Consider the following 15,323-nt stretch of genomic DNA (forward strand, 5'->3'; position numbering starts at 1 on the left):
AACAACATTCAGGACAGATTTATGACAATTAAAATCGGTATTAACGGTTTTGGCCGTATGGGACGTTTATCAATGCGTGCAGCATTTGATTGGGATGATATAGAGATTATTCAAATCAATGATCCTGCGGGAAATGCTGAAACACTTGGACATTTAATGACGTTTGATTCAGTACATGGTCGTTGGCATCATGAGGCGAATCATGAAGGCGATTCAATAATTATCAATAACAAGGCTATTCCTTGCACGCAAAACAAAGCGACTCAAGACACTGACTGGTCTAAGTGTGATGTAGTAATTGAGGCATCAGGAAAAATAAAAACGAAAGCGCTGTTACAAGCCTATTTAGATCAAGGTGTAAAGCGTGTTGTGGTTACAGCTCCTGTAAAAGAAGATGGTGTATTGAATATCGTTATGGGAGTAAATGAAAATTTATACGACAAAGCTATTCATCCTATCGTAACAGCAGCTTCATGTACCACTAATTGCCTAGCGCCAGTGGTCAAAGTTATTCATGAAAAAATAGGTATTAAGCATGGTTCAATGACCACTATCCATGACATTACTAATACGCAAACCATATTAGATGCCCCCCATAAGGATTTACGTAGAGCACGAGCATGTGGCATGAGCTTAATTCCGACAACAACTGGCTCGGCTACGGCAATTACGCATATTTTTCCTGAACTAAAAGGGAAGTTAAATGGTCATGCAATACGAGTTCCTTTAACTAATGCATCAATTACAGATTGTGTTTTTGAAGTTGAACGAGCTACAACTGTTGAAGAAGTAAATAAAGTACTTAAACAAGCAGCACAAGGTGAATTGAAAAACATCATGGGATATGAAGAACGACCACTAGTGTCTATTGATTATAAAACTGATCCACGTTCTAGCATCATTGATGCATTATCAACGATGGTAGTAAATGGTACACAAGTAAAACTTTATGTTTGGTATGACAATGAATGGGGCTATGCCAATAGAACGGCTGAGCTAGCACGTATGGTTGGTTTGGCGGACAAAGGTTAATCATGGGGCTTTTATCACTCAAAGCGTTATCACCGCAAATTAAACAATATTTGGTGATAACAGGTAATTACTGGGCGTTTACTTTAACCGATGGTGCACTACGCATGCTCGTAGTGCTATATTTTCATCAGTTAGGATATAGCCCTTTAAATATTGCCATGCTGTTTTTATTTTATGAAATATTTGGTGTTATTACGAATCTTGTTGGTGGTTGGCTAGGTGCACGACTTGGTTTGAACAAAACCATGAACATTGGCTTAGCCATACAAATAATTGCGCTTGGTATGCTTGTTGTTCCTGCTGAAATGCTAACAGTTATCTATGTAATGGCGGCACAAGCTTTATCAGGTATCGCTAAAGATTTAAATAAAATGAGTGCGAAAAGCTCGATAAAGTTACTTGTTCCAGTAGGCGCTGAAGGTAAGCTTTATCAGTGGGTTGCTATACTTACAGGGTCTAAAAATGCGCTAAAAGGTGTAGGGTTCTTTCTTGGAGGTTTGTTACTAACCTTGCTTGAATTTAAAGGTGCAATCATCTTAATGGCTTCACTATTAGCCATAGTGTGGGTATTTAGTTTAATCGCCTTAAAAGATGATTTGGGCAAGGCGACAAATAAACCTAAATTTAATGATATTTTCTCTAAGAGTTCGTCAATAAACATTCTTTCTGCTGCTCGAATGTTTTTATTTGGTGCAAGAGATGTTTGGTTTGTCGTAGCGTTACCCGTTTTTTTAGCTGTGACCTTTAATTGGGATCATTGGTGGGTTGGAGGTTTTATGGCAAGTTGGGTCATTGGCTATGGCATAGTTCAGTCTGTTGCGCCTATTATTACCGGAAAAGGCACGAGGGAAAAGCAAGGTAATGTGCCAACGGGTAGGTCAGCATTTTTATGGGCAAGCTACTTAACATTAATACCTGCTGTGATTGCTTTGGCCTTGCATTTTAATTTTCATATTCAAGCTTCAATCATTATAGGACTACTGATTTTTGGGGCTGTTTTCGCTATTAACTCTTCTTTACATAGCTATCTCATCGTCAGTTATGCAGGTAGTGACGGTGTATCGCTTGATGTTGGTTTTTACTATATGGCTAATGCTATGGGGAGATTAATTGGTACAGTGCTTTCAGGTTGGGTATATCAAAATTATGGCCTAGAAGCCTGTTTATGGATATCAAGTATATTTGTGGCTATGGCAACTTTATTATCATTGAAGCTGCCAAAAAACCAAAGTAAAGAGAAAGCTAATTAATCAAAGTCACATTTGAAAAAACGTTAACTACGTATTTCAATAGAGATATGTGAGAGCTGAGGTAAGAAACTTTTTAAAATAATTTCATATTCTTCTGACTTTAGAGGTTCACCTGATGTCACTTTAAGAATTGCAGCCTGGTGACCTGTCGCTATTTTCCATACATGAATATCGTTGATCACAGTGTTCTTTTTGCTTAATGCATCTGAAATCTTATCGAGAGTTGGCTTTTTCACAGACTTATCTAAAAGAACTTCACTGGATTCCTTAACTAAGCCATAAGACCAACGGAAAATGACTATTGCCCCAACAATCCCCATTAATGGGTCCATCCATAATAAGCCAATATATTTTCCTACTAATAAAGCAACAATGGCTAATAAAGAGGTTAGCGTGTCGGCCAGTACGTGAAAGTAGGCTGCTTTCATATTATGGTCGTGATCATGATGGTGGTGGGGTTCTCCATGGTGATGATGATCATCATGTAGGATAAAAACAGAGGCGACATTGACGACTAAACCTATAATCGCAACAACAATTGCTTCATTAAAATGAATTGATTGTGGTTCTATTAATCGTTGAACAGATTCTATTATCATCATCAATGCAACAATTGCTAAGGCAATAGCACTGGCAAAGCCACCTAAAGAGTTTACCTTGCCTGTTCCAAAGCTAAAGTCCTTATTGTTCGCATGCTTTTTAGCGTAAGAGTATGCAAAAATAGCAATGAGAAATGCCGCAGAGTGAGTTCCCATATGCCATCCATCAGCAAGCAGGGCCATAGTGCATATTCCGGAGCATCGTGAACAGTGATTCCGGCCCATCGTGAACACCCGTTCTGGTTTTAGCGTGAACGCTCATTCCGGTTTTATCGTGAACACTTTTGACTGATTTTCCGGAATCGGTGTTCACACCAAACCAGTACAATTTCAACGCATTGATTATTAATTACTTTGTTAAGCTATTTCCTTTTTGTATTACTGAGGAAGGGATATGGCGACTAAGAGGATCACAATGCGTAAAATTCGAGAAGTGTTGAGGCTACATTTTGCTGCCCAACTCAGTGTCAGAAAAATAAGTGCCAGCACTAAGATCAGTGTCGGTGGTATTCAAAAACTACTCACTAAAGCCAGAGCTTTATCGTTAAGTTGGCCACTGCCCGACGAGCTTGATGATTCTGTGCTTGCTAGTCAGTTCTATCCTCGCGCCGACACTCGGCCATCCCAGCGATTTGAAGTGCCAGATTGGCCAGCCATTCGAAAAGAATTAACGGGCAAAGGCGTCACCAAGAACTTACTCTGGGAAGAATATACTCAGCAATATCCGAATCGTTGTTACAGCTATTCTCAGTTCTGCGATCGCTATATGACCTGGCTTAAAAAGCAAAAACGTTCGATGCGACAAGTGCATAAAGCAGGAGAAAAACTCTTTGTCGATTATGCGGGTCAAACGATGCCCATTGTTTGTAATGCGACGGGTGAAGTGAAGTTCGCCCAGATATTCGTGGCGGTGATGGGCGCATCAAATTATACATTTTGTGAAGCAACCTGGAGCCAAAGTCTACCCGACTGGATCGGCAGTCACGTGCGAGCATTTGAATTTATCGGCGGTATACCTGACATGGTTATCCCCGATAATTTACGCAGTGGTGTCAGTAAAGCGTGTCGCTACGACCCTGATGTTAACCCGAGTTATCAGCAATTGGCCGCGCATTATGGCACCGTGATTGTGCCTGCTCGTCCCAGAAAACCACAAGATAAAGCCAAGGCCGAAGTGGGCGTGCAAATCATTGAACGCTGGATACTCGCCAAGTTACGACACCAAACCTTTTTCTCATTAGCTGAGCTAAACCATTGCATCAAAGCCTTACTGCTTGAGGTCAATAATAAGCCCTTTAAGCAACTGAGTGGGACACGACAATCATGGTTCGAGTCAATCGACAAACCCGCCCTCGCGCCTATGCCCAAACTAGCTTATCAATTCACGGATATTAAACACGTCAAAGTGAATATTGATTATCACGTTCAGTATGATAACCATCTTTACTCGGTACCCCATCACTTGGTGGGTGAAAAGCTTGAACTTCATGCCAAAGACAACTTGATTGAGGCTTATTTCAAGCATAAACGCATCACCAGTCACCCGAGAAAATATCATCCGGGCATGACCACCACATCCGAGCACATGCCTGTAAAGCATGAGAAGCATCATAAATGGTCACCAGGGCGTTTAATGAATTGGGCGAAAGATATTGGAGATGACGTTTTGCTCTGGGTGAAAGCACAATTGGCACAGAAACAACATGAAGAACAAGCGTATCGTGTGTGCTTAGGCTTACTCAACCTATCAAGAAGCTATCCCGCCGATCGGCTCAATAACGCCTGTGCGATAGCCAATCAATACAGTTTATATCGGTTAAAACATATCAAAGACATACTCAGTAGCAACCAAGATAAATTGCCGCGAACGCAAGAAGAGCCGTCGACGTTATTGCCACAATCCCATGAAAATATCCGTGGTCCTAAAAGCTTCCATTAAGGTAAGGAAATTCTATGTTAGAACAAACGATAACTCAGCTTCGTCAACTCAAACTCAGTGGTATGGCCAACGCCTTAGTGAGCCAAATGGAACAACCAAGTACTTATGAAGGGTTGTCCTTCGATGAGCGACTACAACTGCTAGCAGACAGTGAAGCCCAAGACCGAGAGAGCCGAAAACAACAACGCTTACTTAAAGCGGCAAAACTTAAATTAGCCGCTAACGCCAGAGACATAGATTATCATCACCCGCGAGGTCTCAATCAATCGATGATGGCATCGCTACTGCAATGTGATTGGCTGAATAAATCACAAAACTTACTGATCACAGGCCCTTGCGGTAGCGGTAAAACCTATATCACTTGTGCGCTTGCGCATACAGGATGCATGAAAGGCTACAGCGTTAAATATTACCGACTCTCAAGGTTGATGCTTGCGCTGACACAAGCCAAAGCAGATGGCACTTACAGTCGAATGTTACAGTCACTCGCTAAGATCGACTTACTCGTTTTAGATGATTGGGGGCTTGAGCCACTTAAAGCGGCACAACGAAATGACTTAATGGAGATCATGGATGATAGGCACGGCAGTTCATCAACCGCCATCATCAGTCAATTACCCACCGAAGAATGGCATCAATCCATCGGCGATAATACCTTAGCCGATGCCATTTTAGATCGACTAATGCACAATGCTCATCGGATAAAATTAAAGGGGGAGTCTATGAGAAAAATTCAATCTAAAATTGACCATCGTGAACACTTAGGTTAAAAATGTCATGAACCCAATGCGTGGAATTTAAGTGTTCACGATAAAACCGGAATCGGTGTTCACCATCACCGGAATACGCACATAGAGCCTGACCAAGTTCCAGCGGTAATTTCAAGTACCATAATGACGGTTGTTAACCAAAAAACGAGCTTTACTTTGTTTTCATGGAGCTTACTGTCAATACCAAAATTATGAGAATGTTCCCACTGAATACGACTATCGTTTTTCATTAAATATCCTAAAATATTGCTTCATGCTGTTTATGAATAGCATCTATTTACACTTTGAAATATACTATACCCTAGTATACTACTTATCAAGTAAAGGAAATTTATGTCACATACAATCGCAGGGAAAAAAAAGCTCCTCAGTCGTGTTAGACGAATAAAAGGTCAATCACTCGCTTTAGAAACTGCTTTAGAAGGAGAGCCTAATTGTATGGCTGTTTTACAACAGGTAGCTGCGATTAAAGGTGCGGTTAATGGGCTGATGAAGGAAGTATTAGAAGGTCATTTGAGGGAACATTTAGGTGCAGAGGATATGACAAAAGAGGAACGATTAGAGGAGGTAGAAGATGTTATTTCCATTCTTAAAAGCTACTTAAAATAGAACTCTTAATGAAACAAATCGAAAAACCGATTGCCTCTCGGTTTTTTGTGTGGCACTATCCTATTACTTAAAAAATGGCGATTGAAATTTATGTTACTCGGTGAATTAGAAAAACAAGTTTTAGAATATCTATGGAAAAATCAACCTGCTGATGCCAAGCAGGTGCATAGCTATTTTGAAAAAGACCGAGGCGGATCTCTAAATACCATTCAAAGTACGCTAGAACGCTTGTTTAAAAAAGATTTGTTAAGTAGGGTAAAAAACGGCCACGCTTATCAATACTTTCCAAAAGTTGCAAGGCAAGAGCTGATAGGTCAGTTGATTAAAAGTATTACTCATGATTTTGTTACTGAAGATGAAAATAGTGTTGTTGCTGCTTTCTCTTCTATTTCATCAGATCTAGATGAAAAGCAGCTAGATAAATTGGAAGCAATGATTGAACAACAACGTCAAAAAATACAGAAGAATTCTGAAAAATGATTTATGGCCAATGGGCATTAGTATTTAATTTGCTCACGGTGGGGGTTTTAGCCTTTATCGTGGCTAACATATTTGTCTCAATTACTTTTTGGTTAGTCAAAAATAAGTTGCAACACTATGCGGTATCAACTCGTAAATCATTATTATGGCTATTCGTGCTTGCTCCGTGGCTGATATCTTTATGTGCCACACTCTTTTTTAGTCCACTATTTCAAAACGGTTCAATATTTGTTTGGTTGACAGACCTTGCTCATTGGCACCATCCTGATATTTTCTATTTTATGAGCTGGCATAGTGCTAGTTTACTTATTTTTACCAGTTTTACTCTGTACATTTTTATACGAAAAATAACTCTTCTTTATCGTAATCATCATCAAATTAATTTGTTACGTGTATTAGGGATTGAAAAGAGTAAGCAAGTCTATTTCATTGAATCATCTATACCGACAGCATTCACTGGTGGTGTATTTAGGCCATCATGTTTTATATCTACGAGCCTTGTTGAACAAACAACTGCTGATGACATCAAAATAATTATTCAGCATGAGTTAGCTCATGTTCATTATTTTGATCCATTAAAGAAATGGCTTTTCTCATTTTTCTCTGCTTATTTTGCTAACAATGTTAAACAGATATTGATTTCCATGATGTCGCTATCTATGGAGCAAGCCGCAGATTCTTTTTATGTCGAAAATCAACAACAATCACATAACGTTGCAAGTACCTTAGTAAAGTTTACTAAATTGGCTGCGAGCTACTCTATTCATCCACAATATAATAGTGAATTATTTGTTCATTTCTGTCGTCACTCTATTGAACAAAGAGTGCTTCATTTGCTCAATGATAAACAGTTCAGGCCATTTCCTCTGGGAGGTGTTGTGATTGCAACATTCCTCTTAGCTTTAATTTCAACAACGTCTGTAGATAGCCTACATCACGTTATTGAAACGCTTTTTACTCATTAACTGCTAATTAAAATCTTACTCTAAGGTACTGATAATGAATCTTTATTTTAATGCACGCTCTTACGAAAAACCGACTGGCGGTCGGTTTTTCGTAAGGATTCGTCGGAATGTTTTATTGTTGCTGATACCATTCATACCAACTATTGCATATGCCCAAGAAGTACCTTTGCAAACGGTTGATTTGCGTTCAGCTATTGCACAGACAATAGATATGCATCCTGAGCTAAAATCATTTGCCATTCAAGCCAAGATGTATTCTGGCTATGCTCAACAGGCAGGGGTTCAATCTAGACCACAAATTGGTTTTACCATTGAAGATGCTTTAGGTACAGGTGAGCACAGCGGCTTTAAGAGTGCCCAATCAACACTTTCTATTACTTGGCTATTAGATGATGAATTGGTTCAGAGTAAAGTGAAAACAGCTAAGCAATATGGCTCTACAGTCGCTTTAGAGCGTGAAGTTAAAGCTTTGGATTTAGCTGCACAAACGGCACGTTACTTTATACAAGTTCTAGTAAATAAAGAGCGATTGAAGTTAGCTCAATTTAGTCTTAAGCAAGCGAATAATTCATTTGAAGCAATAGATAAACGTGTAAAAGCGGGGAAGTCATCTCTAGTAGATAAATTAAACTCTCAGGCTGAGGTAGCTAAGCGAGAATTGGTTGTTGAGGATTTAACTCACGAAGTTGATGCAAGTAAGTACCAATTATTTGCACAATGGGGTGAGAAAGTTAAAGGAGAAAATCAAAATGATTGGCATAAGAAAAGTAAGGTAATGGGTTCATTGTTATCTTTACCAAATGTATCCGATTATGATTCTTTATTTACAAAACTTAGACAAACACCTTCAGTGAGCCTTTTTGCAACAAAACAACGAATTGCTCAGTCTGAAATAGAGCTTGCACGCATTGAAACCAAACCTTTATGGCAGTTCTCAACAGGCTTACGTCGATATGAAACAACCGATGATTTTGGCTTAGTTGCTGGAATTTCCGTCCCTTTTGGTGATGCGAATCAAAATGAAGGAAAAATTAAAGCCCTACGAGCCTCTCAAAATCAACTAGAAACAGAGTCGCTAGCGTTAGTTCATAAACTCAATACACAGTTATACGTTCTTATCGAGCAATTGAAGCATAGCCAACATGTCATTCATGCGGTATCCGACAATATTATTCCTGTTTTGGAGCAAGCTTTTAACGAGGCAGAAAAAGCATATAACGTTGGTAAATATAGCTATACCGAATGGATGAACACTCAGCAAGCCCTACTAAATGCTCAATCTGATTTGATAGCTGCATATCAAAATGCGCATTTAAACAATATTGAAATTGAACGTTTAACTGGAACGTCCATTTTAACCATTAATAAAGATAAGAAAGAGAAATAACCATGAGACCAACATTTCAAATATTAGCCTTAATAAGCACCGTCTGGCTTGTTAGCATAAGTACAAGCTTCCCAAGCTTTGCGGTTTCAGAGCCGAAGGTAGAAGAAGCAGAGCCTGAAAAAGGTCCCAACCGTGGACGAATGTTGCGTGATGGTGATTTTGCCATTGAACTCTCAATCTTTGAAACAGGCGTCCCTCCTGAATTTCGTGTATGGGCATCAACAGACGGAAAAGCAATTGATCCGTCAAAGGTTGACCTTAATGTAAAGTTGACTCGATTGGGTGATGGCATAGACGATATAAATTTTTACCAAGAAGGCGAATATCTTCGAGGTGACATGGTTATCTATGAACCGCACTCATTTATGGTTTCACTCACTGCAAAATATCAGGGTAAAACCTTCAACTGGCAGTATGACAACTTTGAAGGTCGGACAAAAATTGCTGAAGATGTAGCAAAAGCAATGGAAATCTCGACTGAATTTGTTGGTCCATCAACGCTTCATGAAACAGTTCAAGTCTATGGCAAATTAGTTCTACCTGCTGATGCAACGAGTAATGTTTATGCTCGCTTTGACGGGTTAGTTAAAAAAGTTCATGTAAAGCTAGGAGAGTCAGTTAAGAAAGGTCAATTACTACTCACGGTTGAAAGTAATGAAAGTCTTCAGTCGTACAAAGTCTTTTCTGCTCAAAATGGAATTGTTAGTACCGTTAACGTTACCTCAGGCGAACAATCTAAAGGCCGCTCCCTGCTACAAATTACCAATGATGAAACATTAATTGCCCAGTTAGCTGTTTTTCCAAAAGACTTACCAACCGTGCGTCTTGGTGCAAAAACCACGATAACGATTAATGGTGTTGAAGAAAAGCAGGTGAGTACGGTTGAGAGCCGTATTCTAAAAGTCAGAGATGATCAGGCGAAGCTATTTCGTGTAGTCGTTAATAATGCTGATTCTGCGTTGTCAGAAGGAGCATTTGTTAGTGCCGCGATTGAAATTGGTTCATACGATGTACCTATGGCAGTAAAGCGCAGTGGATTACAAAGCTTCCGCGATTTTACTGTTGTATATGCCAAAGTCGGAGATGAATATGAGGTAAGAATGCTTGAGTTAGGTCGAGCTGTAGGTGAAGAAATTGAAGTGCTAAGTGGTATTTCCTTAGGCACTGAATACGTGACTGAAAATAGTTACATCCTCAAAGCTGATGTTGAAAAGTCTGGCGCTTCACACGACCATTAAGGATTGATTATGCTCGAATATTTACTTAGATTTTCTATCCGTAGAAACTCAATCATTATGCTAGCCGTGCTTGCGTTAGCAGGTTTGGGTATTTGGAATTTTACCAAGTTACCTATTGATGCTGTACCTGACATAACTAATGTGCAAGTCATGATCAATACGGAAGCTCCAGGCTATACGCCACTTGAAGTTGAGCAACGGGTTACTTATCCGTTGGAGACTGCGTTAGCTGGCATACCTAACTTAGTGAGTACAAGATCAGTCTCACGTTATGGGCTGTCACAAGTGACAGCAATCTTTAGCGATGACACGGATATTTATTTTGCAAGACAGCTTGTAAATGAACGATTAGTTTCAGCTAAATCTGATTTGCCGACTGGTTTAGAGCCTGAACTTGGCCCAATTGCAACCGGGTTAGGTGAGATATTCATGTTTACTGTTGATGCTGAGCCTGAGGCACTTAATGATAAAGGTGAACGAATCACGGCTACGGACCTAAGAACTGTACATGACTGGATTATTCGCCCTCAGTTAATGCAAGTGCAAGGCGTAGTTGAAGTTAACCCTATTGGTGGTTTTAAGCGTGAAATATTGATCGCTTTTGAGCCTAAAAAATTATTAGCTTTTGGTGTTACTCAACAAGATGTTATCCAAGCAATTGAAAATAATAATGATAATAAAGGTGCTGGTTTTATAGAAAAAAATGGTGCTCAGTGGCTGCTTCGTATTCCAGGGCAAGCAAAAACGATAAGTGATCTATCTACAATCCCTGTTAAAACGACTGACGGTAGCGTGATCCGTATATCTGACGTTGCCAATGTAAAAGAAGGGAAAGAGTTAAGAACAGGTGCAGCGACACAAAACGGTAGAGAAGTGGTGATGAGCACGGTCTTTATGCTCATCGGGGAAAATAGCCAAAAAGTCGCTAAAGCAGTTGGGTTAAGACTTGAAGAAATAAAACGAAGTTTACCGACAGGTATCACTGTTACTGCTGTTTATGATCGAACTAAGTTAGTTGAAAAAACCCTCGATACGGTAAAAACAAATCTGTTAGAAGGCGCATTGCTCGTTATTGTAGTGCTTTTCCTTCTACTCGGTAATATGCGAGCAGCATTACTTACGGCTGCTGTTATTCCTTTTGCCATGTTAATGACTATCACTGGCATGGTACAAACAAGAGTGAGTGCAAACCTAATGAGTTTAGGAGCACTTGATTTTGGCTTGCTCGTTGATGGTGCAATTATTATCGTTGAGAATTGCATGAGACGACTGAGTGCTGCCTCTTCAAATGGGCGTTCAATGGAGTTAAATGAACGTTTATCACTGGTATTTTATGCGACTAGGGAAGTTATTCGTCCAGCACTATTCGGTGTCTTCATAATTACAGCGGTGTATTTACCTATTTTTGCACTTACAGGTGTTGAAGGGAAAATGTTCCATCCTATGGCCATTACTGTCGTGATTGCTTTGTGTTGTGCAATGCTTCTATCTATCACTTTTGTACCTGCTGCAATCGCTATTTTATTTAAAGGCCCAGTGAAAGAAAAAGAAAATATTATCATGAAATCATCACTTGCGGTGTATCGTCCTACGTTAACTTTTGCGCTTAAAATTCGTTGGTTTGTCGTGATGTTAGCTGTTGCACTTGTTGGTTATGCAGGATTTTCCGTAAATAAATTAGGGAGTGAGTTTGTACCTAACTTAGATGAAGGTGATATTGCTATGCATGCCTTACGTATTCCAGGTACATCACTAACACAAGCCGTTGCACTTCAAAAAGTTTTAGAAGAAAAAATTACGCAGATGCCTGAAGTAGAACGTGTATTTGCAAAAATTGGTACAGCAGATGTTGCCACTGATGCTGTTCCTCCAAGTGTTGCTGATAATTTTATTATATTAAAACCACGTAGTGAATGGCCTGAACCTACAAAAGCTAAAGCCCAATTTGTAGAAGAGTTAGCAGCAGTAGTAGAACCCATTCCCGGTAACAGATATGAGTTCCTTCAACCAATACAAATGCGTTTTAATGAGCTACTTGCAGGTGTAAGAGCTGAACTTGCCATTAAAGTATTTGGTGATGACTTTGAAACACTAACGGCATTAGGTAAAAGCATTAACACGGCCATTGCTAACGTTGAAGGAATTGCTGATGTTCAAGTTGAACAAACAACAGGTTTGCCGATGCTTACGATCAATCCTAATCACGAGCAATTAGCAAAATATGGCGTTAGCATTAAAACCCTACAAGATCAGCTTGCTACGGCCTTAGGTGGAACAAGCGCTGGTAAATTTTATGAAGGTGATCGAAGAGCAGACATTGTTGTTCGTCTTCCTGAAAACCTTAGAAGTGATGTTGATTCGTTGGCTCACTTACCCATACAAATACAAGCTGACCAGTATGTACCTTTGCAAGAAGTTGCTGAACTTGAATTAGTAGAAGGGGCAAACCAGGTTAATAGGGAAAATGGTAAACGTAGAGTTGTTGTTACCGCCAATGTTAGGGGAAGAGATTTAGGTTCTTTCGTTAAAGATATTCAAGCTTCAATAGAGAGTTCAGTTGAAGTGCCTTCAGGGTACTGGATTGAATATGGTGGCACTTATCAGAAGCTTCAATCTGCTTCTAAAAGGCTATCAATTGTCGTGCCTATTACACTGATCATGATCATTGGCTTATTATTCTTAGCACTTGGCTCTTTCAAAGATTCAATGATCATCTTTACGGGGGTTCCTTTAGCGTTGACTGGCGGTATTTTCGCTTTATTAATACGGGATATTCCCTTTTCAATTTCGGCAGCCGTTGGCTTTATCGCATTGTCAGGCATAGCAATATTAAATGGTTTAGTTATGGTGTCCTTTATCAGAGAACTTCGACGAGAAGGTGTTGCATTAGATACCGCCATTATTGATGGTGCGCTGACTAGACTTCGACCCGTATTAACTACAGCGCTGGTTGCATCGCTAGGCTTTGTACCAATGGCGCTTAACACAGGAATTGGCTCAGAAGTGCAACGCCCACTTGCTACAGTGGTCATTGGTGGGATTATATCATCAACAATTTTAACGCTATTTGTGCTTCCTGCTTTATATCGTTTATTACATAGCCACAAAGAAATCTTTACTAAAACACCCCACACAAAGGAAACTGTTAATGTTTAATTATTCCCAGCGATACGGCTTAATCAGCCTTATCGCTCTAATTTCCATATTGTTGCCCGTGGGAGCATTTGCTCATGGCGTAGATGAAACAACGCGTGCTTTTTTACAAAGCAATACTGGAGTGCAGATCATTCCATTTTTATATATAGGTGCAAAACATATGGTTACTGGGTATGACCACCTATTGTTCCTCGTCGGTGTGTTGTTCTTTTTATATAAGAGTCGTGATGTCTTGCTCTATGTCAGTATGTTTACCTTAGGGCACAGCCTAACATTACTTTTTGGCGTTATTAATGACATTCAGGTAAATGCTTATTTAATCGATGCCATTATTGGACTTTCTGTTGTCTACAAAGGTTTTGATAACTTAGGCGGCTTTAAGAAAACAATAGGTTTTACGCCTAATCCCAAAACTGCGGTACTGATTTTTGGCTTATTTCATGGTTTTGGTTTAGCTACTAAACTTCAAGAATTTCAATTACCGTCAGACGGATTAATTGCCAATTTAATTGCTTTTAATGTTGGTGTTGAATTGGGGCAGTTCAGTGCATTAGCATTTATTTTATTATTGATAAACTACTGGCGAAAGCACAATAGTTTTAATCGCTTTGCGACCAATACCAACTGCTTATTGATGAGTGCTGGGTTTATGTTGATTGGCTTTCAATTAACAGGCTACTTTATCAGCTAAACGAAATTTTACAGTCAGTTAATTAACGAAAATAAAGAATTAAGAGAAGAGAAAAACATGCAACAAACTAACACTCAAGCAGTAAATACGCAGGAAGTAACATTGACCAATAGTAAATTACTTAAATACACAATATTTAGTTTTGTTTTTGCTGTTATCACATTAATCACAGTGATATTGCCAGCAGAATATAATATTGACCCAACGGGCATGGGTAATAAGCTTGGTTTAACCGTATTTAATAATGCACAAGCAACGACTTCAACTGAGCCATCAACTACCACGAGTAAGGCTACCACTGAAACAATTGAGGTTGTTGTTCCTGCGGGAAGAGGCGTTGAATACAAATTTACGATGGAGCAATATCAAAAGTTGACTTATGAATGGATAACCGATGGCTCTGTTTTGTATTTCGATTTACATGGTGAGCCAAAAGGGGACACCACTGGGTATTTTGAAAGTTATGCCATAGCAACATCAGATGAAATGAAGGGGAGCTTTACCGCACCATTTGAAGGCTCACACGGTTGGTATTGGAAGAACACCTCAGATGCTCCTGTAAAGGTCCAATTAATAGTTAATGGTGAATATGTTGAGCATGGACTCAAATAATCATCTTTTATTATCAGTGTTTATTTAGAAAGTTTAGTGGAGTCATAAATGAAAAATTTAATCGTAATGCTATTTGTCGGTTTAATGTTAAATACAGGAATAGCATTTGCGCATGGTGATCACAAAATGATCAGTGCAAAAGACGCGATACAAGTAGCCATCAAAGTAACGCAGAAACTCACCTTTAAGGATTTGGGCTACAAGGTTGGTAAGTTAGATGAAAGTTGGAAGGCTCTAACTACGGAAGAATTTAAGCTATATGCAGCTCAGGATAATCGCTACAAAGTCAGTGCATTTAATAAAGACAACAATAAAGTAATTTATTTCTTGATGACGATGAGTGGTGAATTGCTACAGGTTAACTCAGAAGCTAAGTTTTGAATTGTAATATTAAAAACATACATGAGCACAGAGAAATTATTTTCAGAGATTATTATGTTTAGACGTTAAGCTTCAATTTATTGGATTGCTATAAACCTCAAAGTATATTTTAAGTCGCTGACTACACTTGGCAGGCATTGATGGTTATGAATTAGTTCACGTAATGAAAACTATCTGTAAACTTTTGAGAGGGAAATATTTTAGAAGCATCAAA

The 15,323-nt window shown here is 39.2% G+C and carries 15 protein-coding genes; 13 read left to right on the forward strand and 2 right to left on the reverse strand.

Features of this window, described 5'->3' with window-relative positions:
* Positions 1-21: 21 nt before the first annotated feature.
* Positions 22-1,032: an ArsJ-associated glyceraldehyde-3-phosphate dehydrogenase gene (locus PS1M3_RS07555; RefSeq protein ID WP_008113569.1), complete on the forward strand. Its 1,011-nt coding sequence runs from the start codon at positions 22-24 to the stop codon at positions 1,030-1,032.
* A gap of 2 nt (positions 1,033-1,034) precedes the next feature.
* On the forward strand, positions 1,035-2,282 hold the full coding sequence (gene arsJ / locus PS1M3_RS07560; RefSeq protein ID WP_008113571.1) for an organoarsenical effux MFS transporter ArsJ: 1,248 nt from the start codon (positions 1,035-1,037) through the stop codon (positions 2,280-2,282).
* Between the two features lie 23 nt (positions 2,283-2,305).
* Here the strand turns inward: arsJ and dmeF are convergent, their stop codons facing one another.
* Positions 2,306-3,064 (reverse strand): CDF family Co(II)/Ni(II) efflux transporter DmeF, encoded by a 759-nt coding sequence (gene dmeF / locus PS1M3_RS07565; protein ID WP_239104487.1) that lies wholly within the window; start codon positions 3,062-3,064, stop codon positions 2,306-2,308.
* 211 nt (positions 3,065-3,275) lie between these two features.
* Between dmeF and istA the strand changes: the two genes are divergently transcribed.
* Both istA and istB read left to right on the forward strand, forming a co-directional pair.
* Positions 3,276-4,820: an IS21 family transposase gene (gene istA / locus PS1M3_RS07570; RefSeq protein WP_024600838.1), complete on the forward strand. Its 1,545-nt coding sequence runs from the start codon at positions 3,276-3,278 to the stop codon at positions 4,818-4,820.
* 14 nt (positions 4,821-4,834) lie between these two features.
* Complete coding sequence (istB, locus tag PS1M3_RS07575) at positions 4,835-5,590, forward strand: IS21-like element helper ATPase IstB (RefSeq protein WP_008108839.1); 756 nt, start codon at positions 4,835-4,837, stop codon at positions 5,588-5,590.
* Positions 5,591-5,655: 65 nt separating this feature from the next.
* Here the strand turns inward: istB and PS1M3_RS07580 are convergent, their stop codons facing one another.
* Positions 5,656-5,820 (reverse strand): hypothetical protein, encoded by a 165-nt coding sequence (locus PS1M3_RS07580; RefSeq protein ID WP_239104488.1) that lies wholly within the window; start codon positions 5,818-5,820, stop codon positions 5,656-5,658.
* A 103-nt stretch (positions 5,821-5,923) separates the two neighbouring features.
* On the opposite strand from PS1M3_RS07580, the gene PS1M3_RS07585 reads away from it, so the two are divergent.
* The 9 genes from PS1M3_RS07585 (at position 5,924) to PS1M3_RS07625 (ending at position 15,109) form a co-directional block, all read left to right on the forward strand.
* Positions 5,924-6,199, forward strand: a complete 276-nt coding sequence (locus PS1M3_RS07585; RefSeq protein WP_024600843.1) for a metal/formaldehyde-sensitive transcriptional repressor — start codon at positions 5,924-5,926, stop codon at positions 6,197-6,199.
* A gap of 90 nt (positions 6,200-6,289) precedes the next feature.
* Positions 6,290-6,679 (forward strand): BlaI/MecI/CopY family transcriptional regulator, encoded by a 390-nt coding sequence (locus tag PS1M3_RS07590; RefSeq protein ID WP_008109165.1) that lies wholly within the window; start codon positions 6,290-6,292, stop codon positions 6,677-6,679.
* A complete protein-coding gene (locus PS1M3_RS07595) occupies positions 6,676-7,644 on the forward strand; it encodes a M56 family metallopeptidase (protein ID WP_203987090.1) in 969 nt (322 codons plus the stop codon). Before PS1M3_RS07590 ends, PS1M3_RS07595 begins: the two co-directional genes overlap by 4 nt.
* A gap of 34 nt (positions 7,645-7,678) precedes the next feature.
* Entirely contained in the window at positions 7,679-9,031 is a 1,353-nt protein-coding gene (locus PS1M3_RS07600) for a TolC family protein (protein WP_239104489.1), read from the forward strand.
* A gap of 2 nt (positions 9,032-9,033) precedes the next feature.
* Entirely contained in the window at positions 9,034-10,269 is a 1,236-nt protein-coding gene (locus PS1M3_RS07605) for an efflux RND transporter periplasmic adaptor subunit (RefSeq protein WP_203987092.1), read from the forward strand.
* A 9-nt stretch (positions 10,270-10,278) separates the two neighbouring features.
* A complete protein-coding gene (locus tag PS1M3_RS07610; protein WP_024600845.1) occupies positions 10,279-13,425 on the forward strand; it encodes an efflux RND transporter permease subunit in 3,147 nt (1,048 codons plus the stop codon).
* On the forward strand, positions 13,418-14,116 hold the full coding sequence (locus tag PS1M3_RS07615; protein ID WP_008128610.1) for a HupE/UreJ family protein: 699 nt from the start codon (positions 13,418-13,420) through the stop codon (positions 14,114-14,116). The genes PS1M3_RS07610 and PS1M3_RS07615 overlap by 8 nt, the downstream gene beginning before the upstream one ends.
* A 57-nt stretch (positions 14,117-14,173) precedes the next feature.
* Complete coding sequence (locus PS1M3_RS07620) at positions 14,174-14,728, forward strand: hypothetical protein (RefSeq protein ID WP_008109960.1); 555 nt, start codon at positions 14,174-14,176, stop codon at positions 14,726-14,728.
* A 48-nt stretch (positions 14,729-14,776) separates the two neighbouring features.
* The gene (locus PS1M3_RS07625) at positions 14,777-15,109 is read left to right on the forward strand and encodes a DUF6488 family protein (protein ID WP_008109964.1); all 333 of its coding nucleotides are present in this window, start codon (positions 14,777-14,779) and stop codon (positions 15,107-15,109) included.
* Positions 15,110-15,323 lie beyond the last annotated feature (214 nt).

Source organism: Pseudoalteromonas sp. PS1M3 (assembly GCF_016865405.1).
GTDB lineage: Bacteria > Pseudomonadota > Gammaproteobacteria > Enterobacterales > Alteromonadaceae > Pseudoalteromonas > Pseudoalteromonas marina.

Bases quoted from the DNA above. Each gene is read 5' to 3' on its own strand.
- PS1M3_RS07555 (WP_008113569.1), top strand. From the start codon at position 22: ATGACAATTAAAATCGGTATTAACGGTTTTGGCCGTATGGGACGTTTA.
- arsJ (WP_008113571.1), top strand. From the start codon at position 1,035: ATGGGGCTTTTATCACTCAAAGCGTTATCACCGCAAATTAAACAATAT.
- dmeF (WP_239104487.1), bottom strand. From the start codon at position 3,064: ATGGCCCTGCTTGCTGATGGATGGCATATGGGAACTCACTCTGCGGCA.
- istA (WP_024600838.1), top strand. From the start codon at position 3,276: ATGGCGACTAAGAGGATCACAATGCGTAAAATTCGAGAAGTGTTGAGG.
- istB (WP_008108839.1), top strand. From the start codon at position 4,835: ATGTTAGAACAAACGATAACTCAGCTTCGTCAACTCAAACTCAGTGGT.
- PS1M3_RS07580 (WP_239104488.1), bottom strand. From the start codon at position 5,820: ATGAAAAACGATAGTCGTATTCAGTGGGAACATTCTCATAATTTTGGT.
- PS1M3_RS07585 (WP_024600843.1), top strand. From the start codon at position 5,924: ATGTCACATACAATCGCAGGGAAAAAAAAGCTCCTCAGTCGTGTTAGA.
- PS1M3_RS07590 (WP_008109165.1), top strand. From the start codon at position 6,290: ATGTTACTCGGTGAATTAGAAAAACAAGTTTTAGAATATCTATGGAAA.
- PS1M3_RS07595 (WP_203987090.1), top strand. From the start codon at position 6,676: ATGATTTATGGCCAATGGGCATTAGTATTTAATTTGCTCACGGTGGGG.
- PS1M3_RS07600 (WP_239104489.1), top strand. From the start codon at position 7,679: ATGAATCTTTATTTTAATGCACGCTCTTACGAAAAACCGACTGGCGGT.
- PS1M3_RS07605 (WP_203987092.1), top strand. From the start codon at position 9,034: ATGAGACCAACATTTCAAATATTAGCCTTAATAAGCACCGTCTGGCTT.
- PS1M3_RS07610 (WP_024600845.1), top strand. From the start codon at position 10,279: ATGCTCGAATATTTACTTAGATTTTCTATCCGTAGAAACTCAATCATT.
- PS1M3_RS07615 (WP_008128610.1), top strand. From the start codon at position 13,418: ATGTTTAATTATTCCCAGCGATACGGCTTAATCAGCCTTATCGCTCTA.
- PS1M3_RS07620 (WP_008109960.1), top strand. From the start codon at position 14,174: ATGCAACAAACTAACACTCAAGCAGTAAATACGCAGGAAGTAACATTG.
- PS1M3_RS07625 (WP_008109964.1), top strand. From the start codon at position 14,777: ATGAAAAATTTAATCGTAATGCTATTTGTCGGTTTAATGTTAAATACA.